At 66.0% G+C, this 17,052-nt stretch carries 25 protein-coding genes; all 25 read right to left on the bottom strand.

The features are described 5' to 3' along the window. Nucleotides 1-3: 3 nt before the first annotated feature. The 25 genes from FHX33_RS19100 to fusA all read right to left on the bottom strand — a co-directional run bounded on the left by FHX33_RS19100 (nucleotide 4) and on the right by fusA (nucleotide 16,988). Nucleotides 4-615: an adenylate kinase gene (locus tag FHX33_RS19100; RefSeq protein ID WP_021759555.1), complete on the bottom strand. Its 612-nt coding sequence runs from the start codon at nucleotides 613-615 to the stop codon at nucleotides 4-6. After that, entirely contained in the window at nucleotides 612-1,934 is a 1,323-nt protein-coding gene (gene secY, locus FHX33_RS19095) for a preprotein translocase subunit SecY (protein WP_021759557.1), read from the bottom strand. The genes FHX33_RS19100 and secY overlap by 4 nt, the downstream gene beginning before the upstream one ends. A 76-nt stretch (nucleotides 1,935-2,010) precedes the next feature. Continuing rightward, nucleotides 2,011-2,691 carry a 50S ribosomal protein L15 gene (gene rplO / locus FHX33_RS21385; RefSeq protein ID WP_021759559.1) on the bottom strand — a complete coding sequence of 227 codons (681 nt, stop codon included), beginning with the start codon at nucleotides 2,689-2,691 and terminating at the stop codon, nucleotides 2,011-2,013. Then, entirely contained in the window at nucleotides 2,691-2,876 is a 186-nt protein-coding gene (rpmD, locus tag FHX33_RS19085) for a 50S ribosomal protein L30 (protein ID WP_021759561.1), read from the bottom strand. The genes rplO and rpmD overlap by 1 nt, the downstream gene beginning before the upstream one ends. Continuing rightward, nucleotides 2,876-3,583 (bottom strand): 30S ribosomal protein S5, encoded by a 708-nt coding sequence (gene rpsE, locus FHX33_RS19080; protein ID WP_021759563.1) that lies wholly within the window; start codon nucleotides 3,581-3,583, stop codon nucleotides 2,876-2,878. The genes rpmD and rpsE overlap by 1 nt, the downstream gene beginning before the upstream one ends. After that, a complete protein-coding gene (rplR, locus tag FHX33_RS19075; RefSeq protein ID WP_021759565.1) occupies nucleotides 3,580-3,951 on the bottom strand; it encodes a 50S ribosomal protein L18 in 372 nt (123 codons plus the stop codon). Before rplR ends, rpsE begins: the two co-directional genes overlap by 4 nt. A 2-nt stretch (nucleotides 3,952-3,953) precedes the next feature. Beyond that, nucleotides 3,954-4,490, bottom strand: a complete 537-nt coding sequence (gene rplF, locus FHX33_RS19070) for a 50S ribosomal protein L6 (RefSeq protein WP_021759567.1) — start codon at nucleotides 4,488-4,490, stop codon at nucleotides 3,954-3,956. Between the two features lie 6 nt (nucleotides 4,491-4,496). Further along, nucleotides 4,497-4,895, bottom strand: a complete 399-nt coding sequence (rpsH, locus tag FHX33_RS19065) for a 30S ribosomal protein S8 (RefSeq protein WP_021759569.1) — start codon at nucleotides 4,893-4,895, stop codon at nucleotides 4,497-4,499. Between the two features lie 117 nt (nucleotides 4,896-5,012). Beyond that, the gene (gene rplE, locus FHX33_RS19060) at nucleotides 5,013-5,600 is read right to left on the bottom strand and encodes a 50S ribosomal protein L5 (RefSeq protein WP_021759571.1); all 588 of its coding nucleotides are present in this window, start codon (nucleotides 5,598-5,600) and stop codon (nucleotides 5,013-5,015) included. Next, nucleotides 5,600-5,959, bottom strand: a complete 360-nt coding sequence (rplX, locus tag FHX33_RS19055; RefSeq protein ID WP_021755778.1) for a 50S ribosomal protein L24 — start codon at nucleotides 5,957-5,959, stop codon at nucleotides 5,600-5,602. Before rplX ends, rplE begins: the two co-directional genes overlap by 1 nt. Before the next feature lie 3 nt (nucleotides 5,960-5,962). Next, nucleotides 5,963-6,331, bottom strand: a complete 369-nt coding sequence (gene rplN, locus FHX33_RS19050) for a 50S ribosomal protein L14 (protein ID WP_021759574.1) — start codon at nucleotides 6,329-6,331, stop codon at nucleotides 5,963-5,965. Then, nucleotides 6,328-6,636 carry a 30S ribosomal protein S17 gene (gene rpsQ, locus FHX33_RS19045; RefSeq protein ID WP_021759576.1) on the bottom strand — a complete coding sequence of 103 codons (309 nt, stop codon included), beginning with the start codon at nucleotides 6,634-6,636 and terminating at the stop codon, nucleotides 6,328-6,330. Before rpsQ ends, rplN begins: the two co-directional genes overlap by 4 nt. Next, nucleotides 6,636-6,968 (bottom strand): 50S ribosomal protein L29, encoded by a 333-nt coding sequence (gene rpmC, locus FHX33_RS19040; protein WP_021759578.1) that lies wholly within the window; start codon nucleotides 6,966-6,968, stop codon nucleotides 6,636-6,638. The genes rpsQ and rpmC overlap by 1 nt, the downstream gene beginning before the upstream one ends. Then, nucleotides 6,968-7,387 (bottom strand): 50S ribosomal protein L16, encoded by a 420-nt coding sequence (gene rplP / locus FHX33_RS19035; RefSeq protein WP_021755781.1) that lies wholly within the window; start codon nucleotides 7,385-7,387, stop codon nucleotides 6,968-6,970. The genes rpmC and rplP overlap by 1 nt, the downstream gene beginning before the upstream one ends. A 2-nt stretch (nucleotides 7,388-7,389) precedes the next feature. After that, complete coding sequence (rpsC, locus tag FHX33_RS19030) at nucleotides 7,390-8,157, bottom strand: 30S ribosomal protein S3 (RefSeq protein WP_021759580.1); 768 nt, start codon at nucleotides 8,155-8,157, stop codon at nucleotides 7,390-7,392. After that, the gene (gene rplV, locus FHX33_RS19025) at nucleotides 8,157-8,549 is read right to left on the bottom strand and encodes a 50S ribosomal protein L22 (protein ID WP_021759582.1); all 393 of its coding nucleotides are present in this window, start codon (nucleotides 8,547-8,549) and stop codon (nucleotides 8,157-8,159) included. Before rplV ends, rpsC begins: the two co-directional genes overlap by 1 nt. A 25-nt stretch (nucleotides 8,550-8,574) precedes the next feature. After that, entirely contained in the window at nucleotides 8,575-8,856 is a 282-nt protein-coding gene (rpsS, locus tag FHX33_RS19020) for a 30S ribosomal protein S19 (RefSeq protein WP_018191964.1), read from the bottom strand. A gap of 12 nt (nucleotides 8,857-8,868) precedes the next feature. After that, nucleotides 8,869-9,708 (bottom strand): 50S ribosomal protein L2, encoded by an 840-nt coding sequence (gene rplB, locus FHX33_RS19015; protein WP_021759585.1) that lies wholly within the window; start codon nucleotides 9,706-9,708, stop codon nucleotides 8,869-8,871. A 24-nt stretch (nucleotides 9,709-9,732) separates the two neighbouring features. Beyond that, complete coding sequence (rplW, locus tag FHX33_RS19010; RefSeq protein ID WP_021759587.1) at nucleotides 9,733-10,032, bottom strand: 50S ribosomal protein L23; 300 nt, start codon at nucleotides 10,030-10,032, stop codon at nucleotides 9,733-9,735. Further along, nucleotides 10,032-10,688, bottom strand: coding sequence for a 50S ribosomal protein L4 (gene rplD / locus FHX33_RS19005; protein WP_021759589.1), 657 nt, complete (start codon nucleotides 10,686-10,688; stop codon nucleotides 10,032-10,034). The genes rplW and rplD overlap by 1 nt, the downstream gene beginning before the upstream one ends. A 4-nt stretch (nucleotides 10,689-10,692) precedes the next feature. Then, on the bottom strand, nucleotides 10,693-11,367 hold the full coding sequence (gene rplC / locus FHX33_RS19000) for a 50S ribosomal protein L3 (protein WP_021759591.1): 675 nt from the start codon (nucleotides 11,365-11,367) through the stop codon (nucleotides 10,693-10,695). Between the two features lie 11 nt (nucleotides 11,368-11,378). Then, entirely contained in the window at nucleotides 11,379-11,687 is a 309-nt protein-coding gene (rpsJ, locus tag FHX33_RS18995) for a 30S ribosomal protein S10 (protein WP_005050520.1), read from the bottom strand. A 456-nt stretch (nucleotides 11,688-12,143) separates the two neighbouring features. Continuing rightward, the gene (locus FHX33_RS18990) at nucleotides 12,144-12,767 is read right to left on the bottom strand and encodes a hypothetical protein (protein ID WP_155828977.1); all 624 of its coding nucleotides are present in this window, start codon (nucleotides 12,765-12,767) and stop codon (nucleotides 12,144-12,146) included. Nucleotides 12,768-13,567: 800 nt separating this feature from the next. After that, a complete protein-coding gene (gene tuf, locus FHX33_RS18985) occupies nucleotides 13,568-14,761 on the bottom strand; it encodes an elongation factor Tu (RefSeq protein WP_021759595.1) in 1,194 nt (397 codons plus the stop codon). 112 nt (nucleotides 14,762-14,873) lie between these two features. Next, nucleotides 14,874-16,988: an elongation factor G gene (gene fusA, locus FHX33_RS18980; RefSeq protein WP_021759596.1), complete on the bottom strand. Its 2,115-nt coding sequence runs from the start codon at nucleotides 16,986-16,988 to the stop codon at nucleotides 14,874-14,876. Nucleotides 16,989-17,052 lie beyond the last annotated feature (64 nt).

Here is a 17,052-nt window from a genome sequence, read left to right as displayed (position 1 = left end):
CCGCTACGCGACCGACTCGTCGGCCGAACGTTCGGCCGGCTCGATGCCGCGCTCGGCCAGGGCGGCGCGCACGCGCTCCGCGACCTCGTCGATCTCGCCGAGACCGTCGACCTCCACGAGCAGACCACGCTTGCTGTACACGTCGACGAGCGGCGAGGTCTCGCGCACGTAGACGTCCTGGCGGTGCCGGATGGCCTCCTCGGAGTCGTCCGCGCGGCCCTGCTCGAGAGCACGCTTCGTCAGACGGGCCACGATCTCGTCCTGGTCGGCGACGAGCTGGATCACGGCGTCGAGCTTCTGACCCTTGGACGCGAGCATCTCATCCAGGTAGTCGACCTGGGCGAGGGTGCGGGGGTACCCGTCGAGCAGGAACCCGTTCGCCGCGTCATCCTCCGCGAGCCGGTCCGTGACCAGCTCGTTGGTGAGGCTGTCCGGAACGTAGTCGCCCGCGTCGACGATGGCCTTGACCTGCTTGCCGAGCGGCGTCTCGTTCTTGATGTTGGCCCGGAAGATGTCGCCCGTCGAGATGTCGGGGATCCCGTACGCGGTGGTGATGCGGGAGGCCTGAGTGCCCTTGCCCGCTCCGGGAGGTCCGACGATCAGTAGACGGGTCAACGCAGAAGCCCTTCGTAGTGTCGCTGCTGGAGTTGCGAGTCGATCTGCTTGACCGTCTCGAGACCGACACCGACGATGATCAGGATGGACGTGCCGCCGAACATGAAGTTCTGACTCGCCCCGATCAACGCGAACGCCGCGAGAGGTATCAGGGCGATGAGGCCCAGGTAGATCGAGCCGGGCAGGGTCACGCGGGTCAGCACGTAGTCGAGGTACTCGGCGGTCGGGCGTCCTGCGCGGATGCCCGGGATGAAGCCGCCGTACTTCTTCATGTTGTCCGCGACCTCCTCCGGGTTGAAGGTGATCGCCACGTAGAAGTACGTGAAGCCCACGATGAGGAGGAAGTACAGGAGCATGTAGAGCGGGTGGTCACCCTTGGTCAGGTAGTTCGTGATCCAGGTGACCCACGGCGCCGGAGCCTTGCCGGCCGCGGGCTGGTTGAACTGCGCGATCAGCGCGGGCAGGTACAACAGCGACGACGCGAAGATGACGGGCACGACGCCGGCCATGTTCACCTTGATCGGGATGTACGTGTTGTTGCCGCCGTACGTCCGCCTGCCCACCATGCGCTTGGCGTACTGGACCGGGATGCGGCGCTGCGACTGCTCGACGAACACGACGGCCGCCACGATGAGCAGTCCGATCGCGATCACGACGATGAGGATCTCGACGCCCTGCGCCTGGGCGATGGCCCAGAGCGAGTTCGGGAACTGCGCGGCGATCGAGGTGAAGATGAGGAGCGACATGCCGTTGCCGATGCCGCGCTCGGTGACGAGCTCGCCCATCCACATGATGAGGCCGGTACCGGCGGTCATGGTGATGACCATGAGCATGATCGCGTACCACGAGTCGTCCGTGATGAGCTGCGTGCACTGCGAGACCGAGGTCGTGCCGAACAGCGCGCCGGAACGGGCGACGGTGATGAGGGTCGTCGACTGGAGGACGCCCAGTGCGATGGTGAGGTAGCGCGTGTACTGCGTCAGCTTGGCCTGTCCGGCCTGGCCCTCCTTGTAGAGGGTCTCGAAGCGCGGGATGACCACGCGCAGGAGCTGCACGATGATCGACGCGGTGATGTACGGCATGATGCCGAGCGCGAAGACCGAGAGTTGGAGCAGGGCACCGCCCGAGAACAGGTTCACGAGGGAGTAGAGGCCCGAGGTGTCCTGGTTCGCGTTCAGGCAGGTCTGCACGTTGCCGAAGTCGACGAACGGCGCGGGGATGAACGACCCCAGCCGGAACAGGGCGATGATGCCCAGGGTGAAAGCGATCTTCCGGCGGAGGTCCGGGGTGCGGAAGATCCGCGCGACGGCGCTAAACAAAGTGCGTCCTGCTTCCTGTAAGAGTCAGTCGGGTGGCCGGTCCCCCGGCCACCCGACTGCGCTGCTTTACGGGTGGTTACTTGATGGATCCACCAGCGGCGACGATCTTCTGCTCAGCAGAGCCGGAGACCTTGTCGACCGCAACGTTCAGCTTAACCGCAATGTCCCCGTTACCGAGAACCTTGACCTTCTCGTTCTTGCGAACGGCACCCTTGGCGACCAGGTCGGCGACGGTGACGTCACCGCCCGAGGGGTAGAGCTCGGCGAGCTTCTCCAGGTTCACGACCTGGTACTCGACCCGGAACGGGTTCTTGAAGCCGCGCAGCTTCGGCGTCCGCATGTGGAACGGAAGCTGGCCACCCTGGAAGCCGGGGCGGACCGAGTAGCGGGCCTTCGTACCCTTGGTACCGCGACCGGCCGTCTTACCCTTGGAACCCTCACCGCGTCCGACGCGGGTCTTGTCCTTCTTGGAACCGGCGGCCGGACGGAGGTGGTGCACCTTCAGGACCTGCTCGCGGGGAGCCGCGACGTCCTTCTTGGGCGCAGCCTTCTTCGCGGCGGGCTTGGCGGCGACGGTGTCGTCGCTCTTGGCAGCAGCGGTCTTGTCGGCAGCGGCCTTCGCCGGAGCCTTCTTGGCCGGAGCCTTCTTCTCGGCGGCCGGCTTGTCGGCGGCAGCCTTGGTGGTCGCCGCCTTGGTGGCGGGCTTCTTGGCGGCCGGCTTCTCGGCAGCCTCGTTCTTCGGCTTGTCGTCAGCCATTAGTCAATCTCCTCGACCTTCACCAGGTGAGCGACGGTGTTGACGTACCCGCGGTTCTGCGGGGTGTCCTCGCGGACGACGACGTCACCGATTCGCTTGAGTCCCAGACTGCGCAGCGTGTCGCGCTGGTACTGCTTCTCGCTCACTTTCGACTTGATCTGCGTGATCTTCAGACGCGCAGCCATCAGGCACCTGCCTTCGCGGTAGCGGCGGCCTCAGCCGCACGGGCCTCGATCTGCAGCAGCTTCTCGGGGGCCACACGGTCGTAGTCCAGACCACGACGGGCGGCGACCGCACGCGGCTCTTCGAGCTGCTTGAGGGCCTCCACCGTCGCGTGGACGATGTTGATCGTGTTCGACGAGCCGAGCGACTTGCTGAGGACGTCGTGGATGCCGGCGCACTCCAGGACGGCGCGCACCGGACCACCGGCGATAACACCGGTACCGGCGGCGGCCGGACGGAGGAGGACCACACCGGCGGCCGCCTCACCCTGCACGGGGTGCGGGATGGTGCTGCCGACGCGCGGGACGCGGAAGAAGTTCTTCTTCGCCTCCTCGACACCCTTCGAGATCGCGAGCGGAACCTCGCGGGCCTTGCCGTAGCCGACGCCCACCAGACCGTTGCCGTCGCCGACGACGACGAGAGCGGTGAAGCTGAAGCGACGACCACCCTTGACGACCTTCGACACGCGGTTGATGGTCACGACGCGCTCGAGGAACTGGCTCTTGTCCGCGTCGCGGCTACCGCGGTCGCGGTTCGGGTTGCGCTCCCGGCCACCCCGACGAGGCTCACGCTCGTTCGAGTTCTTGGTCGAGGCTGCGGTCTCGACCGGCTGCGCGGTCTCCACGGCCTGCTCTGCCACGGTCTGCTCCTTGTTGTTTTCGTCGCTCACAGGTTCAATCCACCCTCTCGAGCTCCCTCGGCGACAGCAGCGACGCGACCCGCGTACTTGCTGCCACCACGGTCGAACACGACGGCTTCGACACCGGCGCTCTTCGCGCGCTCGGCGACGAGCTCACCGACCTTGCGGGCCTTGGCGGTCTTGTCACCGTCGAAGCCGCGCAGGTCCTGCTCCATGGTCGACGCGGACGCGAGGGTGTGACCCTGCGCGTCGTCGACGATCTGGACGAAGACGTGGCGAGCGGAACGCGTCACGACCAGGCGCGGACGAGCCGCGGTGCCCTCGATCTTCTTGCGAAGGCGGGTGTGACGGCGGTCGCGAGCGGCCGCCTTGCTCTTTCCTCTGGTACCCAGAGCCATGATTACTTACCAGCCTTTCCGGCCTTGCGACGCACGACCTCGCCGGCGTAGCGCACACCCTTGCCCTTGTAGGGCTCGGGCTTGCGGATCTTGCGGATGTTGGCGGCGACCTCACCGACGGCCTGCTTGTCGATGCCGGTGACCGTCAGCTTGTTGTTGCCCTCGACCGTGAACGTGATGCCGGTCGGCGGCTCGACCGTCACCGGGTGCGAGAAGCCGAGCGCGAACTCGACGGCCGCACCCTTCTGCGCGACGCGGTAACCGGTGCCGACGATCTCGAGGCCCTTGGAGTAGCCCTCGGTGACGCCGATGATGTTGTTGTTGATCAGGGTGCGGGTCAGGCCGTGGAGCGAACGCGATGCGCGCTCGTCGTCCGGACGGGTGACCAGGACCTGGCCATCCTCGAGCTTGACCTCGATCGGGGTGGCGACGGTGAGGCTGAGCTCGCCCTTCGGCCCCTTGACGGTGACGGCCTGGCCGTCGATCTTCACATCAACGCCCGCGGGGACGTCGATGGGCAGTCTTCCAATACGCGACATGGCGGGTTACCACACGTAGGCGAGGACTTCCCCACCCACGCCCTTCTTCTCAGCCTCACGGTCGGTCAGAAGACCGGAGGAGGTGGACAGGATGGCGACGCCGAGCCCGCCGAGCACCTTGGGGAGCTCCGTGGACTTCGCGTAGACGCGAAGGCCGGGCTTCGAGACGCGCTTGATACCGGCGATGGAACGCTCGCGGTTCGGACCGAACTTCAGCTGAAGGGTCAGGGTCTTGCCGACGCGGGCGTCAGCGATGTCCCAGCCGGAGATGTAGCCCTCGGTGGTGAGGATCTCGGCGATGTGGGCCTTGAGCTTGGAGTGCGGCATCGACACGGTGTCGTGGTGCGCCGAGTTCGCGTTGCGCAGTCTGGTCAGCATGTCTGCGACCGGATCTGTCATTGTCATTGCGGTTTTCCTTCGTACACCAGGTTTCGTTCAGCCGTTACACGACTGACGACCTGTGGTGGAAGTGGGCCGGCCGGGACGGCCGGCCCACAAAGAGACAAGGCTACTAGGTTTTTACTAGTTGGCCGTCTCGGCCGAACGGAAGGGGAAGCCGAGCTGCTTCAGGAGCGCGCGACCCTCCTCGTCGTTCTTGGCGGTGGTCACGACCGTGATGTCCATACCGCGGACGCGGTCGATCCGGTCCTGGTTGATCTCGTGGAACATCGACTGCTCCGTGAGACCGAACGTGTAGTTGCCGTTGCCGTCGAACTGCTTGTCCGAGAGACCGCGGAAGTCGCGGATACGGGGCAGGGCGAGCGAGAGCAGGCGGTCGAGGAACTCCCACATGCGGTCGCCGCGCAGCGTGACGTGCGCGCCGATCGGCTGACCCTCGCGCAGCTTGAACTGCGCGATGGACTTGCGGGCCTTGGTGACCTGAGGCTTCTGGCCGGTGATGAGGGTGAGGTCTGCGACCGCACCATCGATGACCTTGCCGTCACGAGCCGCCTCGCCGACACCCATGTTGACGACGATCTTCACCAGTCCGGGCACCTGGTGCACGTTGGTGAAACCGAAGTCGCCCTGGAGCTGCTTGGAGATCTCGTTCTTGTACTTCTGCTTCAGGCGCGGCTGGATTTTGCCAGCAGCGGTTGCAGTGTCCGTCATTACAGGTCCTTACCAGACTTCTTGGCGTAACGAACGCGGACCGTCTTGGTGACGCCGTCCTTCGTAACGGTCTCGGTGCGGAAGCCGACGCGGGTCGGCTTCTTGGTCTCGGGGTCGACCAGGGCCACGTTCGAGACGTGGATCGAGGCCTCGTGGGTCTCGATGCCGCCGGTCTTCGTGCCACGCTGCGTCTGGCCGACGCGCACGTGCTTGGTGACGAAGTTGACGCCCTCGACGATCACGCGGTTCTTCTCGACCAGGACCTCGATGACACGACCCTGCTTGCCGCGGTCGCCACCGCGGGCCTGCGAGCGGCCCGTGATGACCTCGACGAGGTCGCCCTTCTTGATGTTCGCCATGGCTTACAGCACCTCCGGAGCGAGCGAGATGATCTTCATGAACTTCTTGTCGCGGAGCTCGCGACCGACCGGTCCGAAGATGCGGGTTCCACGGGGGTCGCCGTCGTTCTTCAGAATGACGGCGGCGTTCTCGTCGAACTTGATGTAGGAGCCGTCCGGGCGGCGGGTGTTCTTCCGCACGCGGACGACGACCGCCTTGACGACGTCGCCCTTCTTGACGTTGCCGCCGGGGATCGCGTCCTTGACCGTGGCGACGATGACGTCACCCAAGCCGGCGTAGCGACGGCTCGAACCGCCGAGAACACGGATGGTGAGGAGCTCCTTGGCACCCGTGTTGTCGGCGACCTTGAGTCGGGATTCCTGCTGAATCACTTGGCCTTCTCCAGAATCTCAACCAGGCGCCACCGCTTGCTGGCGCTCAGGGGGCGGGTCTCGTTGATGAGAACCAGGTCGCCGATGCCGGCGGAGTTGTTCTCGTCGTGCGCCTTCACCTTGGAGGTGCGGCGGAGGACCTTGCCGTACAGGGGGTGCTTCACGCGGTCCTCGACCTCGACGACGATGGTCTTGTCCATCTTGTCGCTGGTCACGTAACCACGGCGGGCCTTGCGGTACCCGCGGACGAGGGCCTCGTCGGCCGCCGTCTCCTCGGCCTTGGCGGCCTTGGTGGACTCAGCCATTACTTGGCCTCCTCAGTCTCGTTCTCGGCGACCTCGGCGGCCGCGGGGGCCTCCTTCTTCGCCTTCGTCTTCTTGGCGGCCTTCGCGTCAGCGACCTCGGCCGGAGCCGGGGTGGCGCGGATGCCGAGCTCGCGCTCGCGGATGACCGTGTAGATGCGAGCGATGTCGCGCTTCACGGCACGCAGGCGGCCGTGGCTCTCGAGCTGGCCGGTGGCCGACTGGAAGCGCAGGTTGAACAGCTCTTCCTTGGCCTTCTTCAGCTCGTCGACCAGACGCTCGTCTTCGAAAGTGTCGAGCTCGCTCGAGGCGAGCTCCTTGGAACCGATCGCCATTACGCGTCGCCCTCCTCGCGCTTGATGATGCGTGCCTTGAGGGGCAGCTTGTGAATTGCACGGGTCATCGCCTCACGGGCGAGGTCCTCGGAAACGCCCGAGACCTCGAAGAGGACGCGACCCGGCTTGACGTTGGCGACCCACCACTCGGGCGAACCCTTACCGGAACCCATTCGGGTCTCGGCCGGCTTCTTGGTGAGCGGACGGTCGGGGTAGATGTTGATCCACACCTTGCCGCCACGCTTGATGTGACGCGTCATGGCGATACGAGCGGACTCGATCTGACGGTTGGTCACATAAGCGGGGGTCAGGGCCTGGATGCCGAACTCGCCGAACGACACCTTCGTGCCACCGGTCGCCTGGCCGCTACGGCCGGGGTGGTGCTGCTTGCGGTGCTTGACTCTACGTGGGATCAACATGGTTATGCCTCAACTCCTGCTGCGGCCGGCGCGGTCTCCGCGGCAGGGGCGTTGCCCCGGCCACCGCGACGCGGACGGTCGTTGCGCTCGCGCGACGGCTTGGCGTTCGCCTGCTCGCGAGCGAGTTCCTTGTTCGTGATGTCGCCCTTGTAGATCCACACCTTGACACCGATGCGACCGAAGGTGGTCTTGGCCTCGTAGAAGCCGTAGTCGATGTTGGCGCGGAGCGTGTGGAGCGGCACACGACCTTCGCGGTAGAACTCCGAGCGGCTCATCTCAGCGCCGCCGAGACGGCCGGACACCTGGATGCGGACACCCTTGGCGCCGGCGCGCTGGGCGCCCTGCAGGCCCTTGCGCATCGCGCGGCGGAACGCCACACGTGCGGCGAGCTGCTCGGCGATGCCCTGGGCGACGAGCTGAGCGTCGGCCTCGGGGTTCTTGACCTCGAGGATGTTCAGCTGGATCTGCTTGCCCGAGAGCTTCTCGAGGTCGGCGCGGATGCGCTCGGCCTCGGCGCCACGACGACCGATCACGATGCCCGGGCGGGCGGTGTGGATGTCGACGCGGACGCGGTCGCGGGTGCGCTCGATCTCGATGCGGGACACGCCCGCGCGGTCGAGCGACGTCTTGAGCAGCGTGCGGATCTTGACGTCCTCAGCGAGGTAGTCGCTGTAACGCTGACCCTTCTTCGTGCTGTCGGAGAACCAGCGCGACACGTGGTCGGTCGTGATTCCCAGACGGAAGCCGTACGGGTTGACTTTCTGACCCATTAGTTGCTCGCCTTCTTCGTAGCCTTGGCGTCCTCGACCTCATCCGGCGTCGCGAGGACGATCGTGATGTGGCTGGTGCGCTTGTTGATGCGGAAGGCCCGACCCTGTGCTCGCGGCTGGAACCGCTTGAGGGTGGTGCCCTCGTCGACGAAGGCGCGGCTCACGTAGAGGTCCTGCTCGTCCAGGTAGGTGTTCGACTGGTCGGCCTTGACCCGCGCGTTCGCGATCGCCGAGGCGACCAGCTTGTACACGGGCTCGCTCGCGCTCTGCGGCGCGAACTTCAGGATGGCCAGGGCCTCCTGGGCCTGCTTGCCGCGGATCAGGTTGACGACGCGGCGGGCCTTCATGGGGGTGACGCGGATGTGTCGCACGCGTGCGATCGACTCCACCATTTCTCTCCTCCTTTTCGCCTCCGCGTTAGCGGCGGCGACCCTTCTTGTCGTCCTTCACGTGGCCGCGGAAGGTACGGGTCGGCGCGAACTCGCCGAGCTTGTGACCGACCATGGTCTCGGTGACGAACACCGGGATGTGCTTGCGACCGTCGTGCACCGCGATGGTGTGACCCAGCATGGCCGGGACGATCATCGAGCGGCGCGACCAGGTCTTGATCACGTTCTTGCTGTTGGCCTCGTTCGCGGCGACCACCTTGCGAAACAGGTGCTCGTCGACGAAGGGGCCCTTCTTGAGACTGCGTGGCATCTTCTCGAACTCCTACTTGCGCTTCTTGCCGGCGTTGCGGCGGCGAACGATGAGCTTGTCGCTCTCCTTGTTGGGGTGACGCGTGCGGCCTTCCTTCTGGCCCCACGGGCTGACCGGGTGGCGACCACCGGAGGTCTTGCCCTCACCACCACCGTGCGGGTGGTCGATCGGGTTCATCGCGACACCACGCACGGTCGGGCGGACGCCCTTCCAGCGCATGCGGCCGGCCTTGCCCCAGTTGATGTTCGACTGCTCGGCGTTGCCGACCTCGCCGATGGTCGCGCGGCAGCGCGCATCGACGTTGCGGACCTCGCCCGAGGGGAGGCGCAGCTGGGCGTAGGGGCCGTCCTTCGCGACGAGACGCACCGAAGCGCCCGCCGAACGCGCCATCTTCGCGCCGCCGCCCGGCTTCAGCTCGATCGCGTGGATGACCGTACCGGTGGGGATGTTGCGAAGGGGCATGTTGTTGCCCGGCTTGATGTCCGAACCGGCGCCCGACTCGACGATGTCACCCTGCTTGAGGCCCTGCGGCGCCAGGATGTAGCGCTTGGTGCCGTCGAGGAAGTGGAGCAGCGCGATGCGAGCGGTGCGGTTGGGGTCGTACTCGATGTGAGCGACCTTGGCGTTCACGCCGTCCTTGTCATTGCGACGGAAGTCGATGACGCGGTACTGGCGCTTGTGGCCACCACCGATGTGACGGGTCGTGATGCGGCCCTGGTTGTTACGGCCACCGGTCTTCGACAGCGGACGGAGAAGGGACTTCTCCGGCGTCGAGCGGGTGATCTCGGCGAAGTCAGCGACCGAGGAGCCGCGACGACCCGGGGTCGTGGGCTTGTAATTGCGAATAGCCATGTCTGTTTTCCTCTAGTCCTTCGCTCAGCCGACGGCCGTGAAGATGTCGATGGAACCGGACTTCAGCGTGACGATGGCACGCTTCGTGTCCTTGCGCTTGCCGAGACCGAACTTGGTGCGGCGGGTCTTGCCCTGACGGTTCAGGGTGTTGATCGACGCGACCTCGACCTTGAAGATCGACTCGATGGCGAGCTTGATCTCGGTCTTGTTCGAACGCGGGTCGACGAGGAAGGTGTACTTGCCCTCGTCGATCAGGCCGTAGCTCTTCTCAGAGACGACCGGGGCGATGATGACGTCGCGCGGGTCCTTGTTCAGGGCGGCCATTACGCGTCCACCTCTTCCTTCTTCGGCGCCGTCTTCGCGGCGATGAAGCCCTCGAGCGCGGCCTGGGTGAAGACGATGTCGTCGCTCACCAGCACGTCGTAGGCGTTCAGCTGGTCGTAGGTCAGCACGTGCACGTTCGGCACGTTGCGGACGCTCTTGAAGCCGTTCAGGTCGTCACGCTCGAGCACGATGAGCACGTGCTTCGAGGTCGCGACGCCGTTCAGCAGCTCCACGACGGCCTTGGTCGAGGGGACCTCGCCGACGGTGAGCGCCTGGAGGGCGTGGATGCGGCTGCCGCGGGCGCGGTCCGAGAGAGCACCGAGCAGAGCAGCGGCGATCATCTTCTTCGGGGTGCGCTGCGAGTAGTCGCGCGGGTTCGGTCCGTGGACGATGCCACCGCCGGTCATCTGAGGGGCGCGGATCGAGCCCTGACGAGCGCGACCGGTTCCCTTCTGCTTGAACGGCTTGCGGCCGGCGCCGGAGACCTCGCCACGGCTCTTCACCTTGTGGGTGCCCTGACGCGCTGCGGCGAGCTGGGCGGTGACCACCTGGTGGATCAGCGGGATGTTGGTCTGGACGTCGAACAGGGCCTCGGGGAGCTCGATGGAGCCGGCCTTCTTGCCCTGGAGGTCGAGGACGTCAATCGAGGTAGCCATCTAACTAGGCCCCCTTCACTGCGTTGCGGACGAAAACGATGCGGCCACGAGCACCGGGAACGGCGCCCTTGACCAGCAGCAGGCCCTTCTCGGCGTCGACGGCCTGCACCTTGAGGTTCAGGACGGTGACGCGCTCGCCACCCATGCGACCGGCCATGCGCATGCCCTTGAAGACACGGCTCGGGGTCGAGGAGGCGCCGATGGAGCCCGGCTTGCGGTGGTTGCGGTGCGCACCGTGCGAAGCGGAGACGCCCTGGAAGTTGTGGCGCTTCATGACACCGGCGAAGCCCTTGCCCTTCGAGGTGCCGACGACGTCGACCAGCTGGCCGGCCTCGAACGTGCCCTCGACGGTGAGCTCCTGGCCGGCGCTGTAGTCGGCCGCGTCCGCGGTGCGGACCTCGGTGAGGTGACGGCGCGGCGTGACGCCGGCCCTGTCGAAGTGGCCGGCGGCCGGCTTGTTCACCTTGCGCGGGTCGATCTGGCCGTAGGCGATCTGGACGGCGTTGTAGCCGTCGGCCTCGGGGGTGCGGACCTGGGTCACGACGTTCGGCGTGATCTCGATGACGGTCACGGGGATGAGCTTGTTGTTCTCGTCCCAGACCTGGGTCATCCCGAGCTTCTTGCCGAGGAGGCCCTTGGAGGACGTGCGCTCAGCGGCTGCTTTGTTGACGTTAGGCATGGCACTCCCCCTTAGAGCTTGATCTCGATGTTGACGTCCGCCGGCAGGTCGAGACGCATGAGCGAGTCGACGGCCTTCGGGGTCGGGTCGATGATGTCGATCAGCCGCTTGTGCGTGCGCATCTCGAAGTGCTCGCGGCTGTCCTTGTACTTGTGGGGCGAACGGATGACGCACACCACGTTCTTCTCGGTGGGAAGGGGCACCGGGCCGACGACGGTCGCGCCGGCACGGGTCACCGTGTCGACGATCTTGCGCGCCGAGGTGTCGATGACCTCGTGGTCGTACGACTTAAGCCGAATGCGGATCTTCTGTCCCGCCATGTCTGACTCTCTCTCTTGTTATGGCGTCGTACGAGTCGGATCCTCTCGGAGCCGATTCGCATTGGACGCGGTGCGACGAACGCAGGGGAACGCCACTATTCTTCTGTCAACTCTCCGACCCCCGCGCTCGGGCGTGTCGCCCGAATCGAGGACAGAGAAAGCCCCTGGTCCCCGAGGGTGGTCGATTTGAGCGTGTCCTGCTGCCTGCGGCCTAACCATCTGCCCGCCGGCCTCGAGAGGCCTCGCGGTGGGCTATGCACTGCCTGGCAGTGATCCGGCCGGGACGCGCGTGAGCGCAGCCGTCCGGAATGTTGAACTAGACAAGTTTGCCAGATCCCCGCCCAAGCTGCAACCCGGGCGTGTCGCACGGCGTGGCGCGCCTCGCGCCGCGCTTCGCGGCGAGGCAATTGCGGCCCTCCGGTACGTCTGCGCACGCTCGCCGCACCGCAATCGTACCTAGGCGCAGCACTCACTCCATAGGGTGCGATGGTCGATGGGGAGACCTGCGGCGGCCAGGTGGGCCGCGAGTGCTTCGGGGTCGATCGCGGTGGTCCAGCGCCAGCGGACGACCCGCAGTCCGAGCGCCCGCAGCCGGTCCTCCCTCACCTTCTCGTCGAGCACGACGCGCTCTGCCGAGCGGCCACCGCGAAGATCGGCGTCGAGATACTTGGCATCACCGTCCGCCTCGCCGACCACCCCGAACGCCGGCCATGCGAAGTCGACGCGGCCGATCAGACCGGCGCTGTCCGAATACGGCACCTGAAGGGCGGGCTGCGGCACTCCCCCGGCGTGCATGCTGACTCGGCTCACGGACTCGAGGGGCGACTCCGCCCGCGCATCGGCGAAGGCGATGACCTCCTGGGCTCGCCGATGACCGCGCATCGGCTGGGCGCGGAGCCACGCCTCGAGCAGGGCGAGTCGGGGCGACCCGTTGCGAACGACGGCGTCGGCCACGACGACCGCATCGGGCCGGGGTGCCGTGGCAGCGAGGTCGATGGCCGTGCGCGGGAGCGAAGTGGTTCGGAGGCCGTCCACCTCCACGATGTCCTCGAGCACCACTTCGCGCGAGTGTGCGACCACGGCGCGCGCCGAGCGACCGCCAGCCGTGCTCCCGACGCTCACGTGAATGCGCTCCGGAACGGAGCCGATCATCGGAAGGCCGTGCAGCACCGCTGCCGATTGATGAGAGAACACTGGCGGTCGCTTCCGGGTGCGAGCGAAAGCGACCATCCGCAGGCGGTAACGATCGAGAGCATCGAGCTCGTCCCAGTCCTCTCGACGGACGTACACGCCGCGCCCGACTCGGACCTCGCTGCCCGCGAGGGCGGCCCGCGCGTGCTGGTGGCGAGTGTCCGCCAGGTCGCGCAGATCGCGGGTCAAGACAAGAGGGGCGTGCGTACGGTCGATCGTCATCGGTCCGGTCTACCCGGGGACGGGGACGCACGGGCCCTGCTGGCGCGTTCTGTGGAGGGGCGCTCCTCCGAAGTGCCCTGTGAGCGATTCGGTATCTGCTGCGCCGCGGTAGGTTTGCGCGGCGGCGAACGGGAGCAAACGTACCGGGGAGGCGCACTCACCCGGAAACGAGGGAGCGGGGCCGGCGTATCGCCGGCCCCGCTCGAGCAGCGCCTCGCGCCGCTGCTCCATTGGTTTCAAGACCGCTTACGCGGTGTCCGAACTCTCCGTCCGTGATCCGGTCAGCGGCTTGGGCTGGTTTGCGAGGTCTTGGATTGCCATAGGCGTCTCCCTCCATCGACGGATCCGTCCGGTTGGAACGGTGAATCCATACTGCGCCTCCGGAGCGCCGAGGTAAAGCCCGGGTTAACGAAAGAAGGGCCGGGCCCGAAGGCCCGACCCTCTTCCGAGTCAGTCGAAGAGATCGACTACTTGATGATCTTGGTCACCGTACCGGCGCCCACGGTGCGGCCACCCTCACGGATGGCGAAGCCGAGGCCCTCCTCCATGGCGATCGGCTGGATCAGCTCGACCGTCATGTCGGTGGTGTCGCCGGGCATGACCATCTCGGTGCCCTCGGGCAGCGAGATGACGCCGGTGACGTCGGTGGTCCGGAAGTAGAACTGCGGACGGTAGTTCGTGTAGAAGGGGTTGTGACGGCCACCCTCCTCCTTCGAGAGGATGTAGGCAGTGCCCTCGAAGTTGGTGTGCGGCGTGACCGAACCCGGCTTCACGACGACCTGACCGCGCTCGACGTCCTCGCGCTTGGTGCCACGGAGGAGCAGACCACAGTTCTCGCCGGCCCAGGCCTCGTCGAGCTGCTTGTGGAACATCTCGATACCCGTGACGGTGGTCTTCTGCGTCGGGCGGATGCCGACGATCTCGACCTCGGAGTTGATGGCCAGCGTGCCACGCTCAGCGCGGCCCGTGACGACGGTTCCACGACCGGTGATCGTGAAGACGTCCTCGATCGGCATCAGGAACGGCTTGTCCTTGTCGCGCACCGGGTCCGGGATGGACTCGTCGACGGCCTCCATGAGCTCGACGATCGACTGCACCCACTTCTCGTCGCCCTCGAGAGCCTTGAGGCCCGAGACGCGGACGACCGGAGCGTCGTCACCCGGGAAGTCCTGGCTCGAGAGGAGCTCGCGGACCTCGAGCTCGACGAGCTCCAGGATCTCCTCGTCGTCGACCATGTCGGACTTGTTCAGCGCGACGAGCAGGTACGGCACGCCGACCTGCTTGGCGAGCAGAACGTGCTCACGGGTCTGAGCCATCGGACCGTCGGTGGCGGCGACCACGAGGATCGCACCGTCCATCTGAGCGGCGCCGGTGATCATGTTCTTGATGTAGTCGGCGTGACCCGGGGCGTCAACGTGCGCGTAGTGGCGCTTCGGCGTCTCGTACTCGACGTGCGAGATGTTGATCGTGATACCACGCTGACGCTCTTCCGGAGCCGAGTCGATCGACGCGAAGTCGCGCTGAACGTTGGTCGCCGACGGGTACTTGTCAGCAAGCACCTTGGAGATCGCCGCGGTGAGCGTCGTCTTGCCGTGGTCGACGTGACCGATGGTTCCGATGTTGACGTGCGGCTTAGTCCGCTCGAACTTGGCCTTAGCCACTGGGTCCTCCTCAGGACTCTCGTGTAGATGTCCCGGTCGATGGATTTCGACCGGCAGACCTACGGGATTGGTTTCTTATGTTACGGGATGTTCCGAAAGGGAGCGACCGAGGTCACTCGCCCTTGCTCTTCTGAACGATCTCGTCAGCGACGGCCTTCGGGACCTCCGCGTAGCTGTCGAAGGTCATCGAGTACACCGCGCGGCCCGACGTCTTGGAACGCAGGTCGCCGATGTATCCGAACATCTCCGACAGGGGGACGTTGGCGCGGATGACCTTGACGCCACTCGCCTCCTCCATCGACTGGATCTGACCACGACGGGAGTTGAGGTCACCGATCACATCGCCCATGTACTCCTCGGGCGTGCGCACCTCGACCGCCATGAGCGGCTCGAGGAGCACGGGGTTCGCCTTGCGAGCGGCCTCCTTGTAGGCCATCGATCCGGCGATCTTGAACGCCATCTCCGAGGAGTCGACGTCGTGCGAGGCACCGTCGACGAGCGTCGCCTTGACGCCCACCGTCGGGAAGCCGGCGAGCACGCCGACCTGCATCGCGTCCTGGATGCCCGCGTCGACCGAGGGGATGTACTCGCGCGGAACGCGACCACCCGTCACGGCGTTGACGAACTCGTAGGACGTCTCGGGGGTGACCTCCATCGGCTCGAGGGAGATCTGCACCTTTGCGAACTGGCCGGATCCACCGGTCTGCTTCTTGTGGGTGTAGTCGTACTTCTCGACCGGGCGACGCAGGGTCTCGCGGTAGGCCACCTGCGGCTTGCCGACGTTGGCCTCGACGTTGAACTCGCGCTTCATGCGGTCCACGAGGATGTCGAGGTGCAGCTCGCCCATGCCCTTGATGACCGTCTGACCGGTCTCCTGGTTCTGCTCGGTGCGGAACGTCGGGTCCTCTTCGGCGAGCTTCTGGATCGCGGTGCCCAGCTTCTCCTGGTCGGCCTTGGTCTTCGGCTCGATGGCGACCTCGATGACCGGCTCCGGGAACGTCATCGACTCGAGGACGACCTGGTTGTCCGGGTCGCACAGGGTGTCGCCGGTGGTGGTGTCCTTGAGGCCGATGACCGCGTAGATGTTGCCGGCGGTGACGAAGTCGACCGGGTTCTCCTTGTTGGCGTGCATCTGGAAGATCTTGCCGATGCGCTCCTTGCGGCCCTTGGTCGAGTTCACGACCGCGGCACCGGAGTCGACACGGCCCGAGTACACGCGCACGTAGGTCAGACGACCGAAGAACGGGTGGACCGCGACCTTGAACGCCAGAGCCGAGAACGGCTCGCTGGCGTCGGCGTGACGGAGGATGACCTTCTCCTCGTCGCGCGGGTCGTGCGCCTCGATGGCGGGCACGTCGAGCGGCGACGGGAGGTAGTCGATCACGGCGTCGAGCATCGGCTGCACACCGCGGTTCTTGAACGCCGAGCCGCAGAGGACCGGGTAGATCTCGCTGTTGACGGTGAGCTTGCGGATGGCGCCCTTGATCTCGGCGACCGTGAGCTCCTCGCCACCGAAGAACTTCTCGAGCAGCGCGTCGTCGGACTCGGCGACGGTCTCGAGGAGGGCCTGACGGTACTCCTCGGCCTTCTCGACGAGGTCGGCGGGGATCTCCTCGATGGCGTACTTCGCGCCCATCTGCACGTCACCCTTGGCGTCTCCACGCCAGGTGAGCGCGCGCATCTCGACCAGGTCGACGACGCCCTCGAAGGACGACTCGGAGCCGATCGGGAGCTGGAGGACCAGCGGCTTGGCGCCGAGGCGCTTCACGATGGTGTCGACGGTGAAGTAGAAGTCGGCGCCGAGCTTGTCCATCTTGTTGACGAAGCAGATGCGCGGGACGTTGTACTTGTCGGCCTGGCGCCAGACGGTCTCGGACTGGGGCTCGACGCCCTCCTTGCCGTCGAAGACGGCGACGGCGCCGTCGAGGACGCGGAGCGAACGCTCCACCTCGACGGTGAAGTCCACGTGACCGGGGGTGTCGATGATGTTGATCTGGTTCTTGTTCCAGAAGCAGGTCACGGCCGCGGACGTGATGGTGATGCCGCGCTCCTTCTCCTGCTCCATCCAGTCGGTGGTCGACGCGCCGTCGTGCGTCTCACCGATCTTGTGGTTGACGCCCGTGTAGAACAGGATGCGCTCGGTCGTGGTGGTCTTGCCGGCATCGATGTGGGCCATGATGCCGATGTTGCGGACCTTTGTCAGGTCGGTGAGCACGTCCTGTGCCACAGGGTTCCTCCGAAAGAGTAGAGAGTGGAAGGGGCGCCGGCCGGGCGCAGCCCCAGAGGGTGCA

Source organism: Leifsonia aquatica (assembly GCF_014190775.1).
GTDB lineage: Bacteria > Actinomycetota > Actinomycetes > Actinomycetales > Microbacteriaceae > Leifsonia > Leifsonia aquatica.
Note: the sequence above shows the minus strand (reverse complement) of the source record. Positions and strands in the feature narration are given on the sequence as shown.

Excerpts from the sequence above, each read along its gene's own strand:
- rplO (WP_021759559.1), bottom strand. The coding sequence starts at position 2,691 with ATGGCTGACGACAAGCCGAAGAACGAGGCTGCCGAGAAGCCGGCCGCC.
- rplV (WP_021759582.1), bottom strand. The coding sequence starts at position 8,549 with ATGGTGGAGTCGATCGCACGCGTGCGACACATCCGCGTCACCCCCATG.
- rpsJ (WP_005050520.1), bottom strand. The coding sequence starts at position 11,687 with ATGGCGGGACAGAAGATCCGCATTCGGCTTAAGTCGTACGACCACGAG.
- rpsQ (WP_021759576.1), bottom strand. The coding sequence starts at position 6,636 with ATGGCTGAGTCCACCAAGGCCGCCAAGGCCGAGGAGACGGCGGCCGAC.
- rplF (WP_021759567.1), bottom strand. The coding sequence starts at position 4,490 with ATGTCGCGTATTGGAAGACTGCCCATCGACGTCCCCGCGGGCGTTGAT.
- rplR (WP_021759565.1), bottom strand. The coding sequence starts at position 3,951 with ATGGCTCTGGGTACCAGAGGAAAGAGCAAGGCGGCCGCTCGCGACCGC.
- rplX (WP_021755778.1), bottom strand. The coding sequence starts at position 5,959 with ATGGCGAACATCAAGAAGGGCGACCTCGTCGAGGTCATCACGGGCCGC.
- rplE (WP_021759571.1), bottom strand. The coding sequence starts at position 5,600 with ATGACGGACACTGCAACCGCTGCTGGCAAAATCCAGCCGCGCCTGAAG.
- rplB (WP_021759585.1), bottom strand. The coding sequence starts at position 9,708 with ATGGCTATTCGCAATTACAAGCCCACGACCCCGGGTCGTCGCGGCTCC.
- rplW (WP_021759587.1), bottom strand. The coding sequence starts at position 10,032 with ATGGCCGCCCTGAACAAGGACCCGCGCGACGTCATCATCGCCCCGGTC.
- rpsH (WP_021759569.1), bottom strand. The coding sequence starts at position 4,895 with ATGACAATGACAGATCCGGTCGCAGACATGCTGACCAGACTGCGCAAC.
- rpsS (WP_018191964.1), bottom strand. The coding sequence starts at position 8,856 with ATGCCACGCAGTCTCAAGAAGGGCCCCTTCGTCGACGAGCACCTGTTT.
- rplP (WP_021755781.1), bottom strand. The coding sequence starts at position 7,387 with ATGTTGATCCCACGTAGAGTCAAGCACCGCAAGCAGCACCACCCCGGC.
- rpmD (WP_021759561.1), bottom strand. The coding sequence starts at position 2,876 with ATGGCTGCGCGTCTGAAGATCACGCAGATCAAGTCGAAAGTGAGCGAG.
- rpmC (WP_021759578.1), bottom strand. The coding sequence starts at position 6,968 with ATGGCGATCGGTTCCAAGGAGCTCGCCTCGAGCGAGCTCGACACTTTC.
- rpsC (WP_021759580.1), bottom strand. The coding sequence starts at position 8,157 with ATGGGTCAGAAAGTCAACCCGTACGGCTTCCGTCTGGGAATCACGACC.
- rplC (WP_021759591.1), bottom strand. The coding sequence starts at position 11,367 with ATGCCTAACGTCAACAAAGCAGCCGCTGAGCGCACGTCCTCCAAGGGC.
- rplD (WP_021759589.1), bottom strand. The coding sequence starts at position 10,688 with ATGGCTACCTCGATTGACGTCCTCGACCTCCAGGGCAAGAAGGCCGGC.